The sequence below is a fragment of the Dinoroseobacter sp. S124A genome (genome assembly GCF_049801015.1).
Lineage (GTDB): Bacteria > Pseudomonadota > Alphaproteobacteria > Rhodobacterales > Rhodobacteraceae > Dinoroseobacter.
In genome coordinates, this window is the sequence record NZ_JBNAGD010000003.1 from 73,604 (window position 1) to 94,492 (window position 20,889).

A 20,889-nucleotide genomic window follows, 5' to 3' on the forward strand; every position below is an offset into this window, starting at 1 on the left:
CATACCGAAGCTATATAGAAGCCGTCCGCGATGCATCCAAGGGCGCGCAAAGGCAACGCGGGAGGCGTTGGACGGGTATGATCAGACGGTATGGCGAAGCAGTTCGGGCAGGGCAAGCCTATCAAAGGCGCCCGGGTGCCTATGCGATCCTGCAGCGGGGGTCACAGATCCTCACAACCGTTCAGTTTGGGGCCCAGACCGAGATCCAGCTGCCGGGGGGCGGGATCGACCCCGGCGAAGCCCCGTTGCCAGCCCTGCACCGTGAGGTGCTCGAAGAGACTGGCTGGCATATCTGCGTTTTGCGAAAGCTGGGGGTTTTTCGTCGGTTCACCTTCATGCCGGAATACGGGATCTGGGCCGAGAAACTCTGTCATATCTATCTCGGAAGGCCGACCTTGTGCATGGGCCCCCCGGTCGAAGAGGATCACTTACCGCTCTGGATAAGCCCGAGCGAGGCGACCGTGGAGCTCGCCAATGCCGGGGACCGTGCGTTTGTTTCGCAATGGGGTCGCAGTCAGGGCTTGGTCTGAGACCAGCGTTTCTTACGCGTCTTGTGGTACACGGCCAAAATCGAGCACGAGGCCCGAAATATCGTCGCCGAAATCCGCGCCCTGAGCGAAGCTGTCCAGTTCCCGCGGCAGCACCTCCATCAGTGTCGGGCCATCGAGGTCACGATGCTTCGCGACCCATTTTGACAGCCCGGCATCATCCAGCATGTTGCCATCGGGATCTGTGCATTCCGTGAAACCATCCGAGACCATCAGAATGCGATCGCCCGCGTTCAATGTGGTCTCGAAGCTCGTATACTCGGCCCCGTCGAGCAGCCCGATTGGCAATCCGCCATCGCCCATAAGCTCCGGGCTGCCGCCGCTGCGCAGAAGCTGGGCATGGGGATGGCCTGCCTGCACGAGACGGATATGCCCGGTTTCACTGTTCAGGATGGCGAGGATGATGGTGAAGTAGTGCTCGGTATCCATTTCCTCGAGGAGCAGCGTGTTCAAATCCGCCGCGACCGCACCCGGATCCCGCCCAACCGGGTTCCCCTCAGGATCCGCCTCAATCGCGATGTTCTTTCCTGGAACCGAGCCGGACAGCACACCCGCAAGACGGGCCGTCATCAATGCAGAGCTCACCCCATGGCCGGACACATCGAGCGAATAGAGACCGATCTCCGACGAGTTGATTCGGAAGAAACCAACCAAATCGCCGCCCACATGCCCGCTTGATTGCAACATCAGCGCAATCTCCGCATCGCGGAACGTCCCGATCTTGTCCCGCACCAACGATTGCTGAAGCTTCTTGGCCTCGATCAGATCGTTGTCCACGGCCTGATAAAGCGTCTTCAGTTCCGCCAGCGTCTCGGAAATCAGCGCATTCTTGTTGGTCAGCTCCCGCTCCATGCGCATGACACGCTCGCCCGCGGTGATTCTCGCCATAAGTTCGACCGTGTGCACAGGCTTGGACAGGAAGTCGTCCGCGCCGGCATCAAACCCCTCAGCGATCTCATTCTTTTCAGTCTTTGTGGTCAAAAGAATGATGTAGACATAGTGATCACAGTTCAGATCACGCAAAGCGCGACACATCTCCGGGCCGGAGAGACCCGGCATCATCCAGTCGCTGATCACGATATCGATGCGATTGTCCTGAAACACCTCCAGCCCGTGATTCCCATCCTCGGCCTCAAAGACCACATAGCCCTTTTTCTTCAACGCCATGGAGAGAATGCGGCGCTGCAATCGACTGTCATCGACCACGAGCACGTGAAGCGCTCCGGCAGTCGTATCGTGGGGGGGCAGGTCGTCTGTTGGCTCAGGAATCATTCGAAACTACTCGTGTTGCTGACTTGTTCCTAAGCCCCCCCCACTTAACAGGGGATGAAGTTTAAAATGCTTTGGAAATCCATTCGCCCACTCAGGATTCGTTAACATGCCCGGCCTAGAGTTCCGGCCAATGCGAGGGCGGAAAAGCGAGTGAATCATGATTGATTGGAACCGGGTCAGGGAGCTGCAGGACGAAATCGGCGCGGACGATTTCGGCGAAATTGTAGAGGTGTTTATGGAGGAGGTTGAGGCCGCGATCGGCCAGCTTCCGAACGCCGACAAGGGTGCGGATCTCGAAGCTTTGATGCACCTTATCAAAGGCTGTGCCTGGAACCTCGGGTTTCGCGCGCTTGGCAAGCTTTGCGCTGATGGGGAGGCCGCAGCTGCGGCGGGCAGTGGCGCCTCCGTGGACATCCCCGAGATCGTTGCCGCCTTCGAGACCGCCAAGGCTGTGTTCTCGGACGGTCTTGAGACGCAGCTGGTCGCCTAGGCTGACGCCCTAGCCGATATCCTGTTTGGCGACCGAGACCGATTTCAGAATGGCGTAGCAGGATTGCCCGGTTTTCAGGTCCAGCGCGTTGGCAGATCGGCGCGTGATCCTGCACAACAGCAGGTCAGAGCCGACCCTGAGCTGCACGAGAACGCCCGGACCCTCACCACGCCGGATCATTTCGATCCGGGCCGTGAGGCAGTTGAGCGCGGAAATCCCACTGGGACGGTCGATCGCCAACATGACATCCTTGGCCTCGATCCGGACCCGCAACTCTGTGCCCACCGGGTCAGGTTGGCGCGGCAACATCAGTGTTCCGCCACTGAACGTCAGCGCGCTGACACCGTCGTCGAAATGATCCGTCAGCACGCCTGAGATCAGAGCGCCCGCATCGCGGATCCCGAGCACAGGCGCGATGTCTGGATCCGCGAGAACCTCTTCCGCGCGCCCCACGCGCAGAACGCGCCCCCTGTCCAAGGCGACAACGGTTGTGGCAATCCGTGCGATCTCGGGCACGGAATGGCTGACATAGAGGATCGGAACGCCGACCTCGCTACAAAGCCGTTGAATATAGGGTAGGATTTCGGCTTTTCGGGACATGTCCAGAGCCGCCAGAGGTTCGTCCATCAGGAGCATATCCGGCTCCGACAGAAGCGCACGGCCAATGGCCACGCGCTGTTTTTCGCCTCCGGACAGATCCGTCGGTCGACGCGGCAAAAGCCCCGAGAGCCCCAACAAATCCACAACGGCCCCGAGAGTCGTCCCGCTCCTCTGGGTTCCGCGCCGTTTCTGACCATAGAGAAGATTTTGGCGCACGGTGAGATGCGGAAACAGCCGCCCTTCCTGAAACACATAGCCCAGACGCCGCTCATGGGGTGGCACCCAGACACCCTGCCCCCGATCCACAAGCACCCGACCCGCGACACGCACCGACCCCGCATCCGGGCGCAAAAGGCCCGCCACCGCATTGACGACGGTAGTCTTGCCGGAGCCGGATTTGCCGAACAGGGCTGTCACCCCCGGCGGGGCTTCGAACTGCACATCGAGCGCAAAGGACCCGGCCCGATGCTGGACGGCGACAGACAGGGTCATGCGCCTGAAATCCGCCGGGCGACGGCCCGCGAAACCATCTCGGACAGCAGCAGCGCGCCCATGGCCAGCACAACCGAGACGATCACCAACCGAAAGGCCGTTTCTTCACCCCCGGGCACCTGCAAAAACGCATAGATCGCCGACGGCACCGTCTGGGTCTCGCCCGGGATATTGGACACGAAGGTGATCGTCGCCCCAAACTCGCCCATCGCCTTGGCAAAGGCGAGGATCGTCCCCGTCAGAACACCCGGCAGGATCAGCGGGAGGGTGACGGTGACAAAGACGACCAAAGGCGAGGCCCCCAGCGTGCCTGCCGCCTGCTCGAGCCGGGGATCCACCGCTTCGATCGCAAGGCGGATCGCCCGAACCATCAACGGAAACGCCATGATCGCCGCAGCGAGGGCAGCGCCGGTCCAGCGGAAGGCCAGCACGATCCCGAAGCTCGATTCGAGGAAAGCGCCCACCGGGCCGCGTCGCCCGAAGGTCAGCAACAGCAGGTAGCCCGTAACCACGGGTGGCAGAATCAAAGGCAGATGCACGAGCCCGTTGAGGATCTGTCGACCGGGAAAGCGCCAGCGCGCCAGCGCATAGGCCACGAAGATCCCCAAGGGCAAGCTGCACAGCGTGGCCCAGATCGAGACGCGCAGGGATAAGGCGACCGCCTCCCACGCATCCTGGCCGAGCCAGTCAGTCATCGGTCTCGAACCCGTGCCGGTCGAAAACAAGACGCGCTGCATCACCCGCGAGAAAGGCAAAGAATCCGAGTGCCTGATCGGGGCTTTCGGCGTTCAAGGCAGCCGGATAGCGGATGGGCGGATGGCTCTCGCGCGGGAACTCCCCTGCAATCGTCACACGCGTCTCGGCCCGCGCATCACTGGCATAGACAATGCCAAAGGGGGCTTCGGCAGTGGCGACCAGGGCGAGCGCGGCCCGGGCATTGTCCGTTTGCGCGATGCGCGGCGCGACGTCCTGCCAAACACCCAGATTGGTCAGGGCCGCCTTGCCGTAGATGCCCACGGGCACTGCGTCGACAAGGGCCATGGCGAGACGGTCGTCGCCCAGCGCCTCGGCCAAGGGAAAGCCCGGCGCGGGGGTCAGGGAAACAGGCTCCGCCGCGATCAGGACCAGCCGATTGCCAACCAGCCCATGGCGGGTCTCGGGGCGCAGGCGCTCCCGCTCTTCGAGCCAATCCATCCAGGCCTCATTGGCCAGCAGGACAATATCCGCGGGCGCGCCCTGATCCACCTGCCGGGCGATGGTCGAACTGGCCGCGAAAGTCAGGGTCACCTTTTCACCCGTGCGTTCGGTCCAAGCCGCAGCAATCTCCTCGAGGGCATTCTTGAGGCTCGCGGCAGCAAAGACCGAGACATCCGCCTCCACGCGCAGGGGCAGGGCAATCGCCATGACCAGAAACGCCAGAGCCCGCAGTCTAGTCATCTGGTGCCTCCTTGCGCAGGGCGGTGATGGCCGCGATCTGGGCGGCACCCGCCTGCTGCGCTGCGGTCTCGAGGGCGCGGAACGCGGCAAGCACCTGCTGGCCAGCCTCGGTCAGCTGCGCGCCGCCGCCCTTCGCCCCGCCCCGGGCACTGGCCACGAGGGGCTCGGCGAAGCTTTCATTCATTTGCTCCACCAGCGCCCAAGCGCGCGTGTAGCTCATCTTCATCTCGCGCCCGGCGGCGGAAATCGACCCGGTCTTTCCGATCGTCTCAAGCAGGTCAGCCTTGCCCGGCCCAAGGCGCGAGCCTTCTTCGAATTGCAGGCGGATGCGGAGACGGGGGGCGGCAACCATCGGGGGGACTCGCTGACACTGGATCTGGGGGACCGTACTCGCGTTATTGTTCTCCGGCAATAACGAACCTGAGGCGGCATCATAGCGTTACAAACGCTCATCCTGACAATCCAATCTGTAACGTTTTTATTGCGCGAGCTTCGACGCTGCCTTATCCTACCCCATGAGGGGGAGAGGACCGGTCATGACCGAAGCCTATGTTTTTGACGGCGTGCGCACGCCGATTGGCCGCTTTGGCGGCGCGCTGGCGCCCGTGCGCGCGGATGATCTGGCCGCGATCCCGATCCGGGCGCTTCTGACCCGCCACCCGAAGCTCGACCCGAGGGCCACCGACGAGATCGTGCTCGGCTGCGCAAACCAGGCCGGTGAGGACAACCGCAATGTGGCGCGGATGGCGGGCCTGCTGGCCGGGCTGGGCGAGACCGTACCGGGGATCACGGTCAACCGGCTTTGCGCTAGCGGCCTCGACGCGGTGGCCCAAGGCGCACGCGCGATCCGGCTTGGCGAGGCGACGCAGGTGATCGCGGGCGGCGTGGAATCGATGACGCGCGCGCCCTTCGTGATGGCCAAGGCCACCCGGCCCTTCGACCGGCAGGCCGAGATCCATGACACAACCATCGGCTGGCGTTTCGTGAACCCGGCCATGGCGACGGCATTTGGCACCGAGTCCATGCCCCAGACCGCCGATAACGTGGCCGAGGATCATGGCATCGCCCGCGCGGATCAGGATGCCTATGCGTTTCGCAGCCAGACCCGCTGCGCCAAGGCCATGGAGAACGGTCACTTCGCCGAAGAGATCACCCCGGTCGAGATCACCACGCGCAAGGGCACGACCCGGGTCGACAGGGATGAACATCCGCGCGCCGAGACCACACTGGACGCACTCGCCCGGCTCAAGGGGATCAACGGACCGGAGCGGAGCGTGACCGCAGGCAATGCCGCCGGGGTGAATGACGGCGCGGCGGCGCTCCTGCTTGGGGACGATGCGCTGAGCCGCCATCACACGCCCCTCGCGCGGATCGTCGCCACGGCCAGTGCCGGGGTTGCGCCCCGCATCATGGGGCTCGGTCCCGTGCCCGCAACGCGCAAGGTGCTTGAGATCGCGGGACTGTCCCTCGACCAGATGGATGTGATCGAGTTGAACGAGGCTTTCGCGGCTCAGGTGCTTGCCTGCCTGCGCACGCTCGGCCTGCCGGACGATGCGGGCCATGTGAACCCCAATGGCGGCGCGATCGCCCTCGGCCATCCGCTGGGCATGTCCGGCGCGCGGCTGGTGCTGACGGCGGTGCGCGAGTTGCACCGCAGGCAGGGGCGCTACGCCCTGTGCACCATGTGCGTCGGGGTCGGGCAAGGCGTGGCAATGATTTTGGAAAGGGTCTGACCGATGTATGCACAGATGATCAAATCCACCGGACGCGGCGTGAAGTCCCACGAGGAGATGACCCCGCAGGAGCGCGCCTTTCAGGCCCGGATCGACGCGGGCGAGACCATCGAGCCCAAAGACTGGATGCCCGAGGGCTATCGCAAGACCTTGATCCGGCAGATCGGGCAACATGCCCATTCCGAGATCGTCGGTCAGCTGCCCGAGGGCAACTGGATCACCCGCGCCCCCACGCTGGAACGCAAGGCAATCCTGCTGGCCAAGGTGCAGGATGAGGCGGGCCACGGGCTCTACCTCTATTGTGCGGCCGAGACCCTCGGGGTCAGTCGGGATGAGCTGTTCGAGGCGCTCCACGAGGGGCGGATGAAATACTCGTCGATCTTCAATTACCCGACCCTCACATGGGCGGATATGGGGGCGGTGGGCTGGCTCGTGGACGGGGCCGCGATCATGAACCAGGTCCCGTTGCAGCGCACCTCTTACGGGCCCTATGCCCGGGCCATGGTGCGGATCTGCAAGGAGGAATCCTTCCACCAGCGGCAAGGGTTCGACATCATGCGTAAGATGGCCGAGGGCACGCCCGCCCAGCGCGCCATGGCGCAGGATGCGCTCGACCGGTTCTGGTATCCGTCGCTGATGATGTTCGGCCCGTCCGACAAGGACAGCGTGCATTCCGCGCAATCCATGGCCTGGCGGATCAAGATGAACACCAATGACGAGCTGCGCCAGAAATTCGTCGACCAGACCGTCCCGCAGGCGGAGTATCTCGGCCTGACCGTGCCCGACCCGGATCTGCGCTGGAATGACGAGACCGGGCAGTATGACTTTTCCGAGCCTGACTGGGACGAGTTCTTCGAGGTGCTCAAGGGCAACGGGCCCTGCAATACCGAACGGCTGCAGGCGCGGCGGGATGCGTGGGATGACGGTGCCTGGGTGCGCGACGCCCTGAGCGCCCATGCCGCGAAATGCGCAACCCGGGTGGCGGCGGAATGAGCGGTGAATGGCCCCTCTGGGAGGTGTTCATCCGTGGGCAGCATGGCATGGGTCATCGCCATGTGGGCAGCCTCCATGCGCCGGATGCCGAGCGAGCGATCCTGAATGCGCGCGACGTTTATACCCGCCGCAACGAAGGCGTCAGCATCTGGGTGGTGGAGGCCCGGCATATCGCCGCCTCCAGCCCGTCGGACAAGGGTCCGCTCTTTGATCCGGCCGAGGACAAGGTCTATCGCCACCCGACCTTCTTCGACATTCCCGACGATGTGGGGCCGATGTGAACGCGGCCCTGTTCGAATACCTCTGTCGCCTCGGGGACAATGCGCTGGTGCTCGGTCACCGGGTGTCGGAATGGTGCGGCCATGCGCCCGTGCTCGAAGAAGACATCGCGCTGGCCAATACCGCGCTGGATCTCATCGGGCAGGCGCAGATGTGGCTGGGCCTCGCCGCCGAGGTTGAGGGGGCCGGACGCAGTGCCGATGATCTGGCCTATTTCCGCGATGAACGTGGGTTTCGGAACCTCTTGCTGCTGGAACAGCCGAACCGGGATTTTGGCCACACGATCCTGCGGCAATTCCTGTTTGACGCTTATCAAGAGCCGCTTTTGGCCGCCCTGTCCCAGAGCGGCGATGCCCGGATCGCCGGGATCGCCGCCAAGGTCGCGAAGGAAAGCGCCTATCATCTGGAACGGTCCCGGGGTCTTGTGATCGCATTGGGCGACGGGACCGAGGAAAGCCATCGCCGCATGCAGGCGGCGCTGGATCGGCTCTGGCCCTATGCGGGCGAGGCGCTGACACCGGATGCGGTCGAGACCGAGATCGCCGAGGCCGGGCTTGGCCCCACGCCGGACAGCCTGCGCCCTGCATGGGAGGAGACGGTTCGCGCGACCCTGACCGAGGCGACCCTCCGCATTCCCGAGAGCGAATTTGCCCAGACCGGCGGCAAGACCGGCGCGCGCCATACCGAGCATCTGGGTCCGATGCTGGCGGTGATGCAGATTCTGCCGCGCAGCCATCCCGATGCGGTGTGGTGACATGCACCCCCCGGTCGCGCAGATCTGGTCTTGGCTTGAGGAAGTTCCGGACCCCGAAATCCCCGCCATCTCGGTCGTGGATCTGGGCGTCATCCGCGATGTCCGGTGGGAGGCCGAGACCCTGGCCGTGACCGTGACCCCGACCTATTCCGGCTGCCCGGCCACGCGCGTCATCGCGCAAGATATCGAGACGGCCCTGACCGCACGCGGCATCGAGGCGCTGCGGATCGAAACGCGCATCGCTCCGCCCTGGACCACCGACTGGATCAGCGCGGCCGGGCGCGCCAAGCTCACGGCCTTCGGCATCGCGCCGCCCAGCCCGAGCGGCGGCCCCACCGCCTGCCCCCGGTGCGCGGGCACGGATCTCGAACGGGTCAGCCAGTTCGGATCCACGCCCTGCAAGGCCCAATGGCGCTGCCGCAGCTGCCTTGAGCCTTTCGATTATTTCAAATGCCTCTGAGGATGTGACCATGGCCGCGCCGCGCTTTCACACTGCCACCGTCACCCGGATCGACCGCACGACGCGGGACGCGGTGGCCGTGACCCTGCGCCCGGACACGCCGGAGGCGTTTGCCTTCAAGGCCGGGCAATACCTGACTTTCCGACGGCAGATCGGCGAGGTGGAGCTGCGCCGGTCCTACTCGATCTGTGCGCCCGAGGGGGACGAGGCCTTGCGCGTCGGGATCAAGCATGTGCCCGGCGGCGCGTTTTCCGGCTGGGCCAATACGGAGCTGCGCGTGGGTGACAGCCTGCAGGTGATGCCGCCCATGGGGCAGTTCACCCTGCCCGAGACGGCGGGCAGACATCTGCTGTTTGTGGCGGGCGGGTCCGGGATCACACCGATCCTGTCGCTGATCGGGACATTGCTCCGGCAGGATGGAGCGGCGCAGGCGACGCTGATCTATGCCAATCGCAGCCCGGCCTCGATCATGTTCCGGGACGCGCTGGAGGACCTCAAGAACCTCTATCTCGACCGGCTGACGGTGATCCATGTGCTCGAAAGTGGGCAGGACATTCCGCTCTTCTCCGGGCGTCTCGATACCGAGAAATGCGCTGCGCTCTTCACCCGGTGGATCCCGCTGGATCAGGTTGATGCGAGCTATATCTGCGGCCCCGGCCCGATGCGGGAGGCAGTCGCCACCGCGCTCGCCGCCCATGGCCAGCCCGAAGATCGCATTCGGTTCGAGCTTTTTGCCGCCGATCAGCCGGGCAAACTCGCCCCCGCGCCCCGCCATGTGGCGCCGGATGCGCCGGGCATCGCGACGCAGATCACGGTGGGGGGCATTCGTCAGGACCTCACCGTTGCGCAGGATCAGAGCCTGCTCGAGGCCGCGCGGGCGGCGGATATCGACGCGCCCTTTGCCTGCACCGCCGGGGTCTGTTCGACCTGTCGCGCACGGGTGCTGCGCGGCGAGGTCGAGATGCGGGCGAACCACGCGCTTGAGGACGATCAGGTGCGCGACGGCTACATCCTGACCTGCCAGAGCTATCCGGTCTCGGGCCCGCTCGAGATCGATTATGACGCCTGATCGCCTTGTTTAGAGCCTGTCTCGCGTGCTCATCCCGGATCGGACCGCCGGTCGATCACCCGCACGGCCTTGCCTTCGGACCGCGCCACGCTGCCCGGATCGCCCACGGCGACCTCGACGCTGACGCCGACCGTTTCGCGGACCCGGCGCACCAGCGCCGCGCGCGCGGCACCCCGGCTTGCGTCATCGGCAGCATTCGGCAGGGCCTCCACATGGACCCGCATGGCGTCGAGCCGCCCATCCGTGAACCGCTCGATCTGGAAATGGGGCGCAAGGCCGTCCGTCGCCATCAACTGCTCTTCGATCTGGGTGGGAAAGACATTCACCCCGCGCAGGATCATCATGTCATCCGACCGCCCCGTGATCTTTTCCATCCGCCGCATGGACCGCGCAGTCCCCGGCAAGAGCCGCGTCAAGTCCCGCGTCCGGTAGCGCACCATGGGCAGACCTTCCTTGGTGAGTGTTGTGAAGACCAGCTCCCCCATTTCGCCATCGGGCAGGACCGCGCCCGTCGCCGGGTCGATGATCTCGGGATAGAAGTGGTCCTCCCAGACATGGAGACCATCCTTGGTCTCGACGCATTCATTGGCGACCCCGGGCCCGAGGATCTCGCTGAGCCCGTAGATATCCACCGCATGCATATCGAACGCCGCCTCGACCTCGGCGCGCATGGCGTTGGTCCAGGGTTCGGCCCCGAACACCCCGACCTTGAGCGAGCTGTCCCGCGGGTCGAGGCCCTGCCGGTGAAACTCCTCAAGGATGTTGAGGATATAGGAGGGCGTGACCATGATCGCGTCCGGTGCAAAATCCGTGATCAACGTCACCTGTCGCTGGGTCATGCCACCCGAGACCGGCACCACGGTCGCGCCCAGCCGCTCGATCCCCACATGGGCGCCAAGCCCGCCAGTGAACAGGCCATAGCCATAGGCATTATGAACCATATCGCCCTTGCGCACCCCAGCCGCACGCAGCGAGCGGGCCACCATATTGGCGAAGAGGTCGCAATCCGCCGCCGTGTAGCCGACCACCGTCGGCTTGCCCGTCGTCCCCGACGAGGCATGGATCCGCAGGATTTCGGACCGGGGCACGGCAAACATGCCGAACGGATAGTTCGCCCGCAGGTCGTCCTTGCCGGTGAAGGGAAAGCGCGACAGATCCGAGAGCTGCTGCAGCTGATCGGGATGCACCCCGGCCGCATCGAACCGCGCGCGGTACATGGGCACATTGGCATAGGCGTGGTTCAGGGACCATTTCAGCCGGTCCAGTTGCAATGCTGCGATCTCGTCGCGCGAGGCCCGCTCGATCGGTTCGAGCTCCTCGGGCCGTGCCCCCAAGTCTTCCATATGCGCCCCTCCCGTGGCTGGACAAAGGGTGCACCGAAGCGGATCGCAGATCAATGCGGATGCAACGAATGACGCGCATACAAACCACGGACCTGATCGCGACGCTTTGCCAGACAGGCGACCTGAAGGTCTGGTCCCTGCTGGTGACACTTTTTGGTGACGCCGCCATGGCAGACGGGGCGGTCCTGTCGGGACCGCAGATCTCCGAGATCCTCGGACAGCTGCGGATCAGGCCCGAGGCCCAGCGCGTGGCACTGCACCGGCTGCGCAAGGATGGCTGGATCACGGCCACCCGCCGGGGGCGGATCGGGCTTTACGGGTTGAGCACTCGGGGCCGGGCCGAGACAGCCGCCGTCGCCGACCGGGTCTATGCCCCGGCCATCCCCGACGCCCCTGCACGCTATGTGATCGTGACACGAGACGGGGCCGAGGCCCCAAAACAGGCTCTTTTACTGGGCGCGGGCCGGTATCTCGGCCCTGTGCCCGGTGGTGCGGACACCCTCTCAGCCCCCCTGACGGGGCCATTGCCACCCTGGGTCGCGGCTTCGGCGGTGCAGGAACCGCTCTGCACAGATCTGGCAGGGCTTCGGGATGCTCTGGATCATGGCCCAACCCGCCCCGAAGACCCCATGACCGCCACGGCCCAGCGCCTTGTGATCCTGCACCATTGGCGGCGTCTTGCCCTGCGGCTTGCGCCCGAGGCAGAGGCGCTTTTGGGTCCCGATTGGGTCGGCGCGGCCTGTCGGGCACGTGTGGCCGCGCATCTCGCTGCCCTGCCCCGGCTCAACCCGACACCCCCCGCGCCCTGACCGGGTCCGGATCAATTTACTTGGGCGGAGGATGGGACTAGCCTCCTCCTTGCCGCGTTCACGGAGGAGAGGATGCGCACTCAGGTCGCCATCATTGGCGGGGGACCGTCCGGGCTCCTGCTGTCGCAGCTTCTGCACACGCGCGGGATCGACTCCGTCGTGCTCGAACGGCAAACCAAGGCCTATGTTCTGCAACGGATCCGGGCCGGCGTGCTGGAACAGGGGCTGCTCGATCTGATGACCGAGGCGGGCGTGGGCGAGCGGGTCTACCGCGAGGGCTTTGCCCATGACGGGACGCTGCTCTCCTATGGCGACGAGATGTTCCGCATCGATTTCACCGAGCATACGGACAAGCCGGTCATGGTCTATGGTCAGACCGAGGTGACCCGCGACCTCTATGAGGCGCGCGAGGCGACGGACGGACGGCTGGTTTTTCAGGTCTCGGATGTAGAGATCGTTGGAGCCGACACAGACAGCCCCAAGGTGCAGTACACGGTGGATGGCGCCCGCCAGACACTGGCTTGCGACTATGTGGCGGGCTGCGACGGGTTCCACGGGGTCAGTCGCAAGACCATCCCCGAAACCCTTCGCAAGGATTATGAAAAAGTCTATCCGTTCGGCTGGCTCGGGGTCCTCTCGCGCACACCGCCGGTCCATCACGAACTGATCTACGCCAATTCCGAGCGGGGATTTGCGCTGTGTTCCATGCGGAACGAGGCGCTCAGCCGCTACTACATCCAGTGCCGTCTCGATGACCGTCCCGAAGACTGGAGCGATCAGGCCTTCTGGGACGAATTGCGGCGGCGGATCCCCGGCGAGCAGGCCGCGCGGCTCGTGACCGGCCCCTCCATCGAGAAATCCATCGCGCCCCTACGCAGCTTCGTGACCGAACCCATGCGCTGGGGGCGGCTGTTTCTCTGCGGGGATGCCGCGCATATCGTGCCGCCCACCGGAGCCAAGGGGTTGAACACGGCCGCCTCGGATGTGCATTACCTCTATACCGGGTTGCGCCAAGTCTATGAGGAGGGCGATGCCGAGGGTCTTGACCGCTATTCCGAACGCGCCCTTGCCCGGGTCTGGAAGACCGAGCGCTTCAGCTGGTGGTTCAGCACGCTGATGCATCGCTTCCCAGATCAGACGGAGTTCGAATACAAGATCCAGCTGGCCGAGATCGAGTTCCTGCGCACCAACAAGGCCGCCCAGGCCGCGATGGCGCAGAACTATGTCGGATTGCCCTATTAAGAGACGGTTTTCATGAGCACAGACACCCCCAACACACGCTATGACGCGGGCATGGCCGTCCGGCGCGAGGTTCTGGGCGACGTCCATGTGGACCGCGCCGAGGCCGCGCGCAGCGACCTCGACACGCCGTTCCAGACCCTGATCACCGAAGGTGCCTGGGGTACGGTCTGGGCCAGCGATGCGATCACCCGGCGCGAGCGGTCGATGCTGACCCTCGCCCTGCTCGCCGCCACCGGGAATTTCGCCGAAATCCCGATGCATGTGCGCGCCTGCGCCAATACCGGGGCCAGCCAATCGGACGTGATGGAGGCGTTCCAGCATGTAGCCATCTATGCCGGCGTGCCCAAGGCCAACCACGCGATCAAGCTTGCCAAGGCGACCTTCGCCGAGATGGAGGGCGAGGCATGACCGAGACGCCACCCTCAGGGGGCTATTTTCGCCGTGACCGGGACTGGCACCCGGCCCCGCTGAGCCCGGCCTACAAGACTACCGTGAAACGGGCGCCGAGCTTTGCCCCGCTCTCTTTCCCCACGAGCCTCGGCGAAGAGACCGGGCCGGTTTTTGGCCACGACATCCTCGGGCCGCGGGATAATGACCTTATCCACAATTTCAGCAAGGATGGCAGCGCGGCCATCGGGCCCCGGATCGTCGTTCATGGGCGCGTGCTGGATGAGACCGGGCGCGGAGTGCCGGATGCGCTGATCGAGATCTGGCAGGCCAATGCAGGCGGGCGCTATCGTCACAAGAAAGAAAGCTACCTCGCGCCGCTCGATCCGAATTTCGGCGGGTGCGGGCGAGTGATCTCGGGCCCGGATGGACATTACGAGTTTCGCACGGTGATGCCCGGTCCTTACCCCTGGCCCAACACGGCCAATGACTGGCGTCCGGCCCATATCCATCTATCGGTGTTTGGCCCGGCCTTCGCCCAGCGCCTCGTGACCCAGATGTATTTTGAGGGCGATCCCCTGATCTGGCGCTGCCCAATTGTCGGCGCGATCTCGTCACCCGAGGCGGTCAAAAGCCTGATTGCCCCGCTGGACATGGCCCGTAACATCCCCATGGATGCGCGCGCCTACAAATTCGATATCGTACTGCGCGGGCGCCGTCAGACCATGTTCGAAAACCGACCCGAGGGAATGTGACCATGACCCAGCCCCTGCACGATCTCAAAGAGACCCCCTCTCAGACTGCCGGACCCTATGTCCATATCGGCTGCGTTCCGAACCGGTCGGGGATCGCCGGTGTTTATCCCGAGGATCTCGGCGCGCGTCTGATCACCGGACCAGTAGACGGCCAACAGATCACCCTGACCGGCGTGGTCCATGATGGCGCGGGGGCACCGCTCAAGGATGCTCTGCTCGAGATCTGGCAGGCGGATGCGGCGGGCCGGTTTGTGGCGGGTGATCCGCGCGGTCCCGGGGATCCACATTTCACCGGATGGGGGCGCAGTGCCAGCGATGGCGCGACCGGGGCCTACCTCTTTGAGACGGTGAAGCCCGGGCGCGTGCCGTTCCGCGACGGATCCCTGCAAGCGCCCCATATCAGCCTCTGGATCGTGGCGCGCGGCATCAATCTGGGCCTACAGACGCGGATCTACTTCGCCGACGAACCCGCCGCCAATGCCGAGGATCCGATCCTGACCCGGATCGAGCATCAGCGCCGGATCCCCACCCTGCTCGCCCTGCCCGAGGGCCCGGACCGCTACCGGTTCGATGTGCATCTGCAGGGCCCCCAAGAGACGATCTTTTTTGACTTCTGAGGATGGAGCCATGAGCACCAAACCCTGCATCATCTGCGTTGCGATCACCGGTTCCGTAGCCACCAAGGCGGCGAACCCGGCGGTGCCGATCACGGTCGCCGAACAGATCGAGAGCACCCACGAAGCCTTTGAGGCGGGCGCGAGCATCGCCCATTGCCATGTGCGCAACCCCGATGAGAGTCCCTCGAGCGATCCTGAGAAATTTGCGCGCCTGCAGGAGGGTCTTCTCAAGCATTGCCCGGGCATGATCATCCAGTTTTCCACCGGCGGACGGTCCGGGGCCGGGCAGGATCGGGGCGGGATGCTGCCCCTGCGCCCGGACATGGCCTCGCTCACCGTCGGGTCGAACAACTTCCCCAAGCGCGTGTACGAGAATCCGCCCGATCTGGTGGATTGGCTCGCCAGCGAGATGGTCACCCATGGCGTGATCCCCGAGATCGAGGCGTTCGATCTCAGCCATATCCATCAGGCCGCCGCGATGCATCGGGACGGGCGGCTGCCAGCGCGGCCCTATATTCAGTTCGTCATGGGGGTGAAGAATGCGATGCCCGTGGACCGCGAGAGCTTCGAGTTCTATGTGAAAACGGTTGAGCGGCTGCTGCCCGGGGCGGAATGGTGCGGCGCGGCCATCGGGGCCAATCAGATCGTGATGAACGAATGGTGCGTGGCCGGCGGCGGCCACGCGCGCACGGGCCTCGAGGACAACGTCCGGCTGGACCGTGAGACGCTGGCGCCGTCGAATGCGGCACTGGTCCGGCGGGTCGTCGCGCTTTGCGATCAGTATGAGCGCCCGGTGGCGCGCCCGGATCAGGCGCGCGAGATCCTCGGCCTGCGTCCTGCAGCCGTCGCCGCCTAGGCGGTCGGCGTACCGAGCCGCTCGATCCCGTCGAGCAGGTCCCGCGCATGGAGGAGCGCGGCCCCGGTTGCCTCGCACATCTGGGGCAGGATCATCCATTCCAGCGACCAGGCCGCCCCGGACCGTTCCTGCTCATGCACCATGGCGTGGTGCAGTCCACTGATCTGGGTGGCGTTGAACCGCGAGAGCGTCACGAGGATCTCGGCGGCAATCGGGTTCTGCTTGTGCGGCATGGCGGAGCTGGCGCCACCACCGCTGAGCCGCACCTCGTCCAGACCCTGCTGCGCCATGAGCGCGAGGTCCTGCCCCATCTTGCCGAGGCTGCCACTCACCAGCGCGAGCCAGTTGCCATAGGCCACCACGCCATCCCGCGTCGCATGCCAGACGAGACCGGGGGGTTGCAGGCCCAACGCCTTGGCCATGTCGGCGGCGACCGCGTCATCCTCCGGTGCCCGGACGCCAACCGGCCCTCCGAGCTGAAGATGTTCGACCCCGGCGCGGATCTCGGGCAGGCGGGCGCGCGTGCGTTCGAGGGGCGCGGTCCAGCTTGCTAGCCGATCCGCCACGGTCATGGGCAGGGCCGCCTGCATCCGGGTCCGCCCCATCAGAGGCGTCGCCCCATGGTGTCTTGTGAGCGTTGCGAGCTGCGCCAGAAGGTTCGCGAGCCGCGCGTCCAACAGGTCACTGACACCGCGCAGGGACAAGGCGAGGCTCGTATCCATCACATCCTGGCTGGTCGCACCCTGATGTACGGCATCGGCATCCGCGCCCATCTCGGCCCGGAGCGCGGCCACGAAGGCCGGGACGGGAACCCCGTCCCGGCGGACCCGCGCTGCAACACCCTCCGGCGCAAGGCGCACCGTTTCCATATGCGCGACCGCGCGCTCTGCGTTTCGCAGAGCGCGCCACCGACCCTGCGCCCGGGTCAGCGCGCATTCAAAGGCCATGAACTGCGCCAGCATCGTCTCGGCAGAGAAGAGCGCCGCCACCTCGGGATCTGCAAACAGCCCGTCAAAGAGCCTGTTTTGCCCCCCCGCCGCCATCAGATCAGAAACTCTGACAAAAGCGCGTCCTCGGTGATGTCCCGGAACGGAAAGCCCGCCGCATCAAGCCGTGCAAAGAGCTGCTCAAATGCGCCCGCATCCTTGGTCTCGATCCCGATCAGAACCGAACCGAAATTCCGCGCGGATTTCTTGAGATACTCGAACCGCGCGATGTCATCCTCGGGGCCGAGAAAGCCCAAAAACTCCTTCAGGGCGCCCGGACGCTGCGGCAACCGCAGGATGAAATACTTCTTGAGACCCGCAAAGCGCAGGCTGCGTTCCTTCACCTCGGGCAACCGCTCGAAATCGAAATTGCCGCCGGACGTCACGCAGACCACCCGCTTGCCCCTGATCTCGGAGCGCAGCGGCTCCAACACGTCCACGGCCAGCGCCCCGGCGGGTTCCAGCACGATCCCTTCGACATTCAGCATCTCGAGCATGGTGTGACAGATCCGGTCCTCCGGCGCCGAGAGCACGTGATCCCGCGGCACATTGCGCAGGATCTCGAAGGGGCGCGCCCCGATCCGCGCCACGGCGGCCCCATCCACGAAGTTATCCACCCGGGCGAGGGTCTGTGGCGCGCCCGCCTCCAGCGCGGCAGCGAGGCTTGTGGCCCCCGACGGCTCCACCAGGCGCAGATCGACCGCAACCCCCGACGCGTCGAAATACCCCTTCATTCCTGAAGAGAGACCGCCCCCACCCACGGGCAGAATCACCATGTCAGGCGGGCTGTCCAATTGGTCCAGCACCTCGACCGCGACGGTCGATTGCCCCTCCATCACATCCGCATCGTCAAAGGGGGACAGAAAGGTCGCGCCGGCCTCGCCGCAATAGGCCTGTGCCGCGGCGAGCGTGTCGTCGAAATAGTCCCCAACCAGCTGGATATCGATGGCCGCGCCACCGAAGATCCGCGTCTTGTCGATCTTTTGCAGCGGGGTCGTCACCGGCATGAACACCACCCCATGCACCCCGAAATGCTGACAGGCATAGGCAACGCCCTGAGCATGGTTGCCCGCACTGGCACAGGCAAACTGGGTCTGCCCCTCGGCCACACGCTTCGAGATCGCGTTGAACGCCCCGCGGATCTTGTAGGACCGAACCGGCGAGAGATCCTCGCGCTTCAGCCAGATCTCTGCTCCGAACCGCTCGGACAGATGCGCGTTCCGCTGCAGCGGCGTGGCAGGGAAAAGCGGTCGCATGGCGCGCTCTGCCCTATGGGCATTATCGGCAAACTCGGTCATGGGCCGACAGTTTCAGCATCCTGCAGCGGGTGCAAGGCGGGGTCCGCTTGCCCTGCGGCGCAAAAGTCGATAACCGCACGGGCGAAGTAGCCCAAGGAGACTCCCGCCCATGTCCGCGCCAAAGAAAGTCGTTCTCGCCTATTCCGGTGGTTTGGACACGTCGATCATCCTGAAATGGCTGCAGACCGAGTATAACTGCGAGGTCGTGACCTTCACCGCCGATCTCGGTCAGGGCGAAGAGCTGGAGCCCGCCCGGGCCAAGGCCGAGATGATGGGCGCGAGCGCGATCTATATCGAAGATCTGCGCGAGGAATTCGTTCGCGACTTCGTCTTCCCGATGTTCCGGGCCAATGCGGTCTATGAGGGTCTCTACCTGCTGGGCACCTCGATCGCGCGGCCGCTGATCTCGAAGCGGCTGGTCGAGATTGCCGAGGCCGAGGGCGCGGATGCCGTTGCCCATGGCGCGACCGGCAAGGGCAATGACCAGGTCCGGTTCGAACTGGCCGCCTATGCCCTGAACCCCGACATCAAGGTCATCGCCCCCTGGCGTGAGTGGGACCTGTCGAGCCGCACCAAGCTGATCGACTTCGCCGAGAAGAACCAGATCCCGATCGCCAAGGACAAGCGCGGCGAGGCGCCGTTCTCGGTGGATGCGAACCTGCTGCACACCTCGTCCGAGGGCAAAGTCCTCGAGGATCCCGCAGAAGACGCACCCGATTACGTCTATCAACGCACCGTCTCTCCCGAGGAGGCGCCCAACGAGCCCGAATATGTCGAGATCGGGTTTGAGAAGGGCGATGCGGTCTCGATCAATGGCGAGGCCATGTCCCCGGCGACCGTTCTGACCAAGCTCAACGAGCTTGGCGGCAAGCACGGGATCGGGCGTCTCGACCTTGTTGAGGGCCGGTTTGTCGGCATGAAATCCCGCGGCATCTATGAAACCCCGGGCGGTACCATCCTGCTCGAGGCCCATCGCGGGATCGAACAGATCACGCTGGATCGGGGCGCGGCGCATCTCAAGGATGAGCTGATGCCGCGCTATGCGGAGCTGATCTATAACGGCTTCTGGTTTTCGCCCGAGCGCGAGATGCTACAAGCCCTGATCGACCAGAGCCAGGACCATGTGACCGGCACTGTGCGGCTCAAGCTCTACAAGGGTCTCGCGCGCACCGTGGGCCGCTGGTCCGAGCACAGCCTCTATTCCGAGGCCCATGTCACCTTCGAGGATGACGCCGGAGCCTATGACCAGAAGGACGCGGCGGGTTTCATCCAACTGAACGCCCTGCGCCTGAAACTGCTGGCAGCCCGGAACAAGCGCCTGAAGTAATATCGTCGCGGTCCGTCCCAGCGCCTTTGTTTTGCCAGTTTGCCCGGCTTAGGCTTGCGAGCGACACAAACAGAGGCAGCCATGGGCGAACGCGTTGAATTCAATGGCACCACGAAAGAGTGGTTCGGGATCTGGATGGTCAATCTGGTCCTGACCATTCTGACAGTCGGGATCTATTCCGCCTGGGCCAAGGTGCGGACCAAGCAGTACTTCTATCGCAACACCAAGATTGCCGGGCGGAGCTTCGACTACCACGCCACGGGCAAGCAGATCCTGATCGGGCGGATCATCGTGGTGATCGGGCTGATCGCCTATTCGGTGCTCGCGACGATCCCCATTCTGGCAATTGTTCTGCCCCTGCTGTTCATAGGGGTCTTTCCCTACCTGCTCTACCGGTCGCTCCGGTTCAACGCACGGGTGTCGAGCTGGTCCGGCGTGCGCTTCAACTTCACCGGGACCTATGGCGGGGCGTTCAAAGCCTATCTGCTGGTGCCCTTCCTGACCGTGTTCACGCTCTATCTTGCCTGGCCCTTTGCCGAGCGCGCCCAGCGCCGATACACCACGAACGGCCATGTCCTGGGCCGGAGCCCCTTGAGCTTCGATGCCCCGATTGGACCCTTTTACAAGGCCTTTGGCCTCTCGCTCCTGTGGTTTCTGCTCGTGGTCTTCTGTGGACTTGGGGTGATACTGACCCTTTCGATCGGCCACTCGGGCATCACCGGTATGGATTTCAACGATCCGCAAGACACGGCGGAGCTGTTCGGCGGGACGGTGTTTTTCTTGGCCCTTTTCTTCCTGTTCTTCGCCTTCGTGACCTCGGTCACCCTCTTTCAGGCCTTCATTCGAAATGTCGTGTACAACAATACGCTGCTGGATGGACGCCACAGCTTTGTCTCGACGGTCTCGCCCATGGCCATTTTGTGGATCGTCGCCACGAACGGTGTCGCGGTGATCTTCTCCTTCGGGCTGCTCCTGCCCTGGGCCCAGATCCGGTTGACCAGCTACTTTGCCGCCCATACGGAATTCGTGCCCGACGGGTCGCTGGATGGCTTCATCTCCCATTTCGAGGCGGAGAAGAGCTCCATCGGAGATGCCTTCACCGATATCGAGGGCATCGATTTCGACATCAACTTGTGAGGGTC

The 20,889-nt window shown here is 64.5% G+C and carries 24 protein-coding genes; 16 read left to right on the forward strand and 8 right to left on the reverse strand.

The window, feature by feature from the left end; translation table 11 throughout:
* Positions 1-77 precede the first annotated feature (77 nt).
* Positions 78-530, forward strand: coding sequence for an NUDIX hydrolase (locus ACP15I_RS08175; protein WP_424974668.1), 453 nt, complete (start codon positions 78-80; stop codon positions 528-530).
* A 12-nt stretch (positions 531-542) separates the two neighbouring features.
* On the opposite strand, the gene ACP15I_RS08180 is transcribed toward ACP15I_RS08175, so the two are convergent.
* Positions 543-1,820, reverse strand: a complete 1,278-nt coding sequence (locus ACP15I_RS08180) for a PP2C family protein-serine/threonine phosphatase (RefSeq protein WP_424974669.1) — start codon at positions 1,818-1,820, stop codon at positions 543-545.
* A 157-nt stretch (positions 1,821-1,977) separates the two neighbouring features.
* On the opposite strand from ACP15I_RS08180, the gene ACP15I_RS08185 reads away from it, so the two are divergent.
* Positions 1,978-2,310 (forward strand): Hpt domain-containing protein, encoded by a 333-nt coding sequence (locus ACP15I_RS08185; protein ID WP_424974670.1) that lies wholly within the window; start codon positions 1,978-1,980, stop codon positions 2,308-2,310.
* Between the two features lie 9 nt (positions 2,311-2,319).
* Here ACP15I_RS08185 and modC read toward each other — a convergent pair whose 3' ends face one another.
* From modC to ACP15I_RS08205, 4 genes are read right to left on the reverse strand one after another with little or no spacing between them, the layout of a single operon-like run.
* Entirely contained in the window at positions 2,320-3,402 is a 1,083-nt protein-coding gene (gene modC, locus ACP15I_RS08190; RefSeq protein ID WP_424974671.1) for a molybdenum ABC transporter ATP-binding protein, read from the reverse strand.
* On the reverse strand, positions 3,399-4,097 hold the full coding sequence (gene modB / locus ACP15I_RS08195) for a molybdate ABC transporter permease subunit (protein ID WP_424974672.1): 699 nt from the start codon (positions 4,095-4,097) through the stop codon (positions 3,399-3,401). The genes modC and modB overlap by 4 nt, the downstream gene beginning before the upstream one ends.
* Positions 4,090-4,839 (reverse strand): molybdate ABC transporter substrate-binding protein, encoded by a 750-nt coding sequence (gene modA, locus ACP15I_RS08200; protein WP_424974673.1) that lies wholly within the window; start codon positions 4,837-4,839, stop codon positions 4,090-4,092. Before modA ends, modB begins: the two co-directional genes overlap by 8 nt.
* Positions 4,832-5,191, reverse strand: a complete 360-nt coding sequence (locus ACP15I_RS08205; protein WP_424974674.1) for a winged helix-turn-helix domain-containing protein — start codon at positions 5,189-5,191, stop codon at positions 4,832-4,834. The genes modA and ACP15I_RS08205 overlap by 8 nt, the downstream gene beginning before the upstream one ends.
* A 184-nt stretch (positions 5,192-5,375) precedes the next feature.
* Between ACP15I_RS08205 and pcaF the strand changes: the two genes are divergently transcribed.
* The 6 genes from pcaF to ACP15I_RS08235 are packed head-to-tail and all read left to right on the forward strand — an operon-like array spanning position 5,376 to position 10,127.
* Positions 5,376-6,572: a 3-oxoadipyl-CoA thiolase gene (gene pcaF, locus ACP15I_RS08210; RefSeq protein ID WP_424974675.1), complete on the forward strand. Its 1,197-nt coding sequence runs from the start codon at positions 5,376-5,378 to the stop codon at positions 6,570-6,572.
* A 3-nt stretch (positions 6,573-6,575) separates the two neighbouring features.
* A complete protein-coding gene (gene paaA / locus ACP15I_RS08215; protein ID WP_424966109.1) occupies positions 6,576-7,565 on the forward strand; it encodes a 1,2-phenylacetyl-CoA epoxidase subunit PaaA in 990 nt (329 codons plus the stop codon).
* Positions 7,562-7,846 (forward strand): 1,2-phenylacetyl-CoA epoxidase subunit PaaB, encoded by a 285-nt coding sequence (gene paaB / locus ACP15I_RS08220; protein ID WP_424966110.1) that lies wholly within the window; start codon positions 7,562-7,564, stop codon positions 7,844-7,846. Before paaA ends, paaB begins: the two co-directional genes overlap by 4 nt.
* The gene (gene paaC, locus ACP15I_RS08225) at positions 7,843-8,598 is read left to right on the forward strand and encodes a 1,2-phenylacetyl-CoA epoxidase subunit PaaC (RefSeq protein WP_424974676.1); all 756 of its coding nucleotides are present in this window, start codon (positions 7,843-7,845) and stop codon (positions 8,596-8,598) included. The genes paaB and paaC overlap by 4 nt, the downstream gene beginning before the upstream one ends.
* A 1-nt stretch (position 8,599) precedes the next feature.
* Complete coding sequence (gene paaD / locus ACP15I_RS08230) at positions 8,600-9,058, forward strand: 1,2-phenylacetyl-CoA epoxidase subunit PaaD (protein ID WP_424974677.1); 459 nt, start codon at positions 8,600-8,602, stop codon at positions 9,056-9,058.
* Positions 9,059-9,068: 10 nt separating this feature from the next.
* The gene (locus ACP15I_RS08235; protein ID WP_424975032.1) at positions 9,069-10,127 is read left to right on the forward strand and encodes a 2Fe-2S iron-sulfur cluster-binding protein; all 1,059 of its coding nucleotides are present in this window, start codon (positions 9,069-9,071) and stop codon (positions 10,125-10,127) included.
* Positions 10,128-10,156: 29 nt separating this feature from the next.
* Here ACP15I_RS08235 and paaK read toward each other — a convergent pair whose 3' ends face one another.
* Positions 10,157-11,470, reverse strand: a complete 1,314-nt coding sequence (gene paaK, locus ACP15I_RS08240; RefSeq protein ID WP_424974678.1) for a phenylacetate--CoA ligase PaaK — start codon at positions 11,468-11,470, stop codon at positions 10,157-10,159.
* A 68-nt stretch (positions 11,471-11,538) separates the two neighbouring features.
* Between paaK and ACP15I_RS08245 the strand changes: the two genes are divergently transcribed.
* From ACP15I_RS08245 to ACP15I_RS08270, 6 genes are all read left to right on the forward strand, one after another.
* Positions 11,539-12,279: a hypothetical protein gene (locus ACP15I_RS08245; protein WP_424974679.1), complete on the forward strand. Its 741-nt coding sequence runs from the start codon at positions 11,539-11,541 to the stop codon at positions 12,277-12,279.
* A gap of 72 nt (positions 12,280-12,351) precedes the next feature.
* The gene (pobA, locus tag ACP15I_RS08250) at positions 12,352-13,521 is read left to right on the forward strand and encodes a 4-hydroxybenzoate 3-monooxygenase (protein ID WP_424974680.1); all 1,170 of its coding nucleotides are present in this window, start codon (positions 12,352-12,354) and stop codon (positions 13,519-13,521) included.
* Positions 13,522-13,533: 12 nt separating this feature from the next.
* Entirely contained in the window at positions 13,534-13,929 is a 396-nt protein-coding gene (gene pcaC / locus ACP15I_RS08255) for a 4-carboxymuconolactone decarboxylase (RefSeq protein WP_424966117.1), read from the forward strand.
* Positions 13,926-14,663, forward strand: coding sequence for a protocatechuate 3,4-dioxygenase subunit beta (pcaH, locus tag ACP15I_RS08260; RefSeq protein ID WP_424974681.1), 738 nt, complete (start codon positions 13,926-13,928; stop codon positions 14,661-14,663). The genes pcaC and pcaH overlap by 4 nt, the downstream gene beginning before the upstream one ends.
* A 2-nt stretch (positions 14,664-14,665) precedes the next feature.
* Positions 14,666-15,280 carry a protocatechuate 3,4-dioxygenase subunit alpha gene (gene pcaG / locus ACP15I_RS08265; RefSeq protein ID WP_424974682.1) on the forward strand — a complete coding sequence of 205 codons (615 nt, stop codon included), beginning with the start codon at positions 14,666-14,668 and terminating at the stop codon, positions 15,278-15,280.
* A 10-nt stretch (positions 15,281-15,290) separates the two neighbouring features.
* The gene (locus ACP15I_RS08270; RefSeq protein ID WP_424974683.1) at positions 15,291-16,136 is read left to right on the forward strand and encodes a 3-keto-5-aminohexanoate cleavage protein; all 846 of its coding nucleotides are present in this window, start codon (positions 15,291-15,293) and stop codon (positions 16,134-16,136) included.
* Here the strand turns inward: ACP15I_RS08270 and ACP15I_RS08275 are convergent.
* On the reverse strand, positions 16,133-17,179 hold the full coding sequence (locus ACP15I_RS08275; RefSeq protein ID WP_424974684.1) for a 3-carboxy-cis,cis-muconate cycloisomerase: 1,047 nt from the start codon (positions 17,177-17,179) through the stop codon (positions 16,133-16,135). The genes ACP15I_RS08270 and ACP15I_RS08275 overlap by 4 nt on opposite strands.
* Complete coding sequence (gene ilvA, locus ACP15I_RS08280) at positions 17,179-18,420, reverse strand: threonine ammonia-lyase IlvA (RefSeq protein WP_424974685.1); 1,242 nt, start codon at positions 18,418-18,420, stop codon at positions 17,179-17,181. The genes ACP15I_RS08275 and ilvA overlap by 1 nt, the downstream gene beginning before the upstream one ends.
* Before the next feature lie 109 nt (positions 18,421-18,529).
* Here ilvA and ACP15I_RS08285 point away from each other — a divergent pair, with 109 nt between their 5' ends.
* Positions 18,530-19,747, forward strand: a complete 1,218-nt coding sequence (locus ACP15I_RS08285; RefSeq protein WP_424974686.1) for an argininosuccinate synthase — start codon at positions 18,530-18,532, stop codon at positions 19,745-19,747.
* Positions 19,748-19,828: 81 nt separating this feature from the next.
* Positions 19,829-20,884 carry a YjgN family protein gene (locus ACP15I_RS08290; protein ID WP_424974687.1) on the forward strand — a complete coding sequence of 352 codons (1,056 nt, stop codon included), beginning with the start codon at positions 19,829-19,831 and terminating at the stop codon, positions 20,882-20,884.
* The last annotated feature ends 5 nt before the right edge of the window (positions 20,885-20,889 follow it).

Bases quoted from the DNA above. Each gene is read 5' to 3' on its own strand.
- ACP15I_RS08175 (WP_424974668.1), top strand. From the start codon at position 78: ATGATCAGACGGTATGGCGAAGCAGTTCGGGCAGGGCAAGCCTATCAA.
- ACP15I_RS08180 (WP_424974669.1), bottom strand. From the start codon at position 1,820: ATGATTCCTGAGCCAACAGACGACCTGCCCCCCCACGATACGACTGCC.
- ACP15I_RS08185 (WP_424974670.1), top strand. From the start codon at position 1,978: ATGATTGATTGGAACCGGGTCAGGGAGCTGCAGGACGAAATCGGCGCG.
- modC (WP_424974671.1), bottom strand. From the start codon at position 3,402: ATGACCCTGTCTGTCGCCGTCCAGCATCGGGCCGGGTCCTTTGCGCTC.
- modB (WP_424974672.1), bottom strand. From the start codon at position 4,097: ATGACTGACTGGCTCGGCCAGGATGCGTGGGAGGCGGTCGCCTTATCC.
- modA (WP_424974673.1), bottom strand. From the start codon at position 4,839: ATGACTAGACTGCGGGCTCTGGCGTTTCTGGTCATGGCGATTGCCCTG.
- ACP15I_RS08205 (WP_424974674.1), bottom strand. From the start codon at position 5,191: ATGGTTGCCGCCCCCCGTCTCCGCATCCGCCTGCAATTCGAAGAAGGC.
- pcaF (WP_424974675.1), top strand. From the start codon at position 5,376: ATGACCGAAGCCTATGTTTTTGACGGCGTGCGCACGCCGATTGGCCGC.
- paaA (WP_424966109.1), top strand. From the start codon at position 6,576: ATGTATGCACAGATGATCAAATCCACCGGACGCGGCGTGAAGTCCCAC.
- paaB (WP_424966110.1), top strand. From the start codon at position 7,562: ATGAGCGGTGAATGGCCCCTCTGGGAGGTGTTCATCCGTGGGCAGCAT.
- paaD (WP_424974677.1), top strand. From the start codon at position 8,600: ATGCACCCCCCGGTCGCGCAGATCTGGTCTTGGCTTGAGGAAGTTCCG.
- ACP15I_RS08235 (WP_424975032.1), top strand. From the start codon at position 9,069: ATGGCCGCGCCGCGCTTTCACACTGCCACCGTCACCCGGATCGACCGC.
- paaK (WP_424974678.1), bottom strand. From the start codon at position 11,470: ATGGAAGACTTGGGGGCACGGCCCGAGGAGCTCGAACCGATCGAGCGG.
- ACP15I_RS08245 (WP_424974679.1), top strand. From the start codon at position 11,539: ATGACGCGCATACAAACCACGGACCTGATCGCGACGCTTTGCCAGACA.
- pobA (WP_424974680.1), top strand. From the start codon at position 12,352: ATGCGCACTCAGGTCGCCATCATTGGCGGGGGACCGTCCGGGCTCCTG.
- pcaC (WP_424966117.1), top strand. From the start codon at position 13,534: ATGAGCACAGACACCCCCAACACACGCTATGACGCGGGCATGGCCGTC.
- pcaH (WP_424974681.1), top strand. From the start codon at position 13,926: ATGACCGAGACGCCACCCTCAGGGGGCTATTTTCGCCGTGACCGGGAC.
- pcaG (WP_424974682.1), top strand. From the start codon at position 14,666: ATGACCCAGCCCCTGCACGATCTCAAAGAGACCCCCTCTCAGACTGCC.
- ACP15I_RS08270 (WP_424974683.1), top strand. From the start codon at position 15,291: ATGAGCACCAAACCCTGCATCATCTGCGTTGCGATCACCGGTTCCGTA.
- ACP15I_RS08275 (WP_424974684.1), bottom strand. From the start codon at position 17,179: ATGGCGGCGGGGGGGCAAAACAGGCTCTTTGACGGGCTGTTTGCAGAT.
- ilvA (WP_424974685.1), bottom strand. From the start codon at position 18,420: ATGACCGAGTTTGCCGATAATGCCCATAGGGCAGAGCGCGCCATGCGA.
- ACP15I_RS08285 (WP_424974686.1), top strand. From the start codon at position 18,530: ATGTCCGCGCCAAAGAAAGTCGTTCTCGCCTATTCCGGTGGTTTGGAC.
- ACP15I_RS08290 (WP_424974687.1), top strand. From the start codon at position 19,829: ATGGGCGAACGCGTTGAATTCAATGGCACCACGAAAGAGTGGTTCGGG.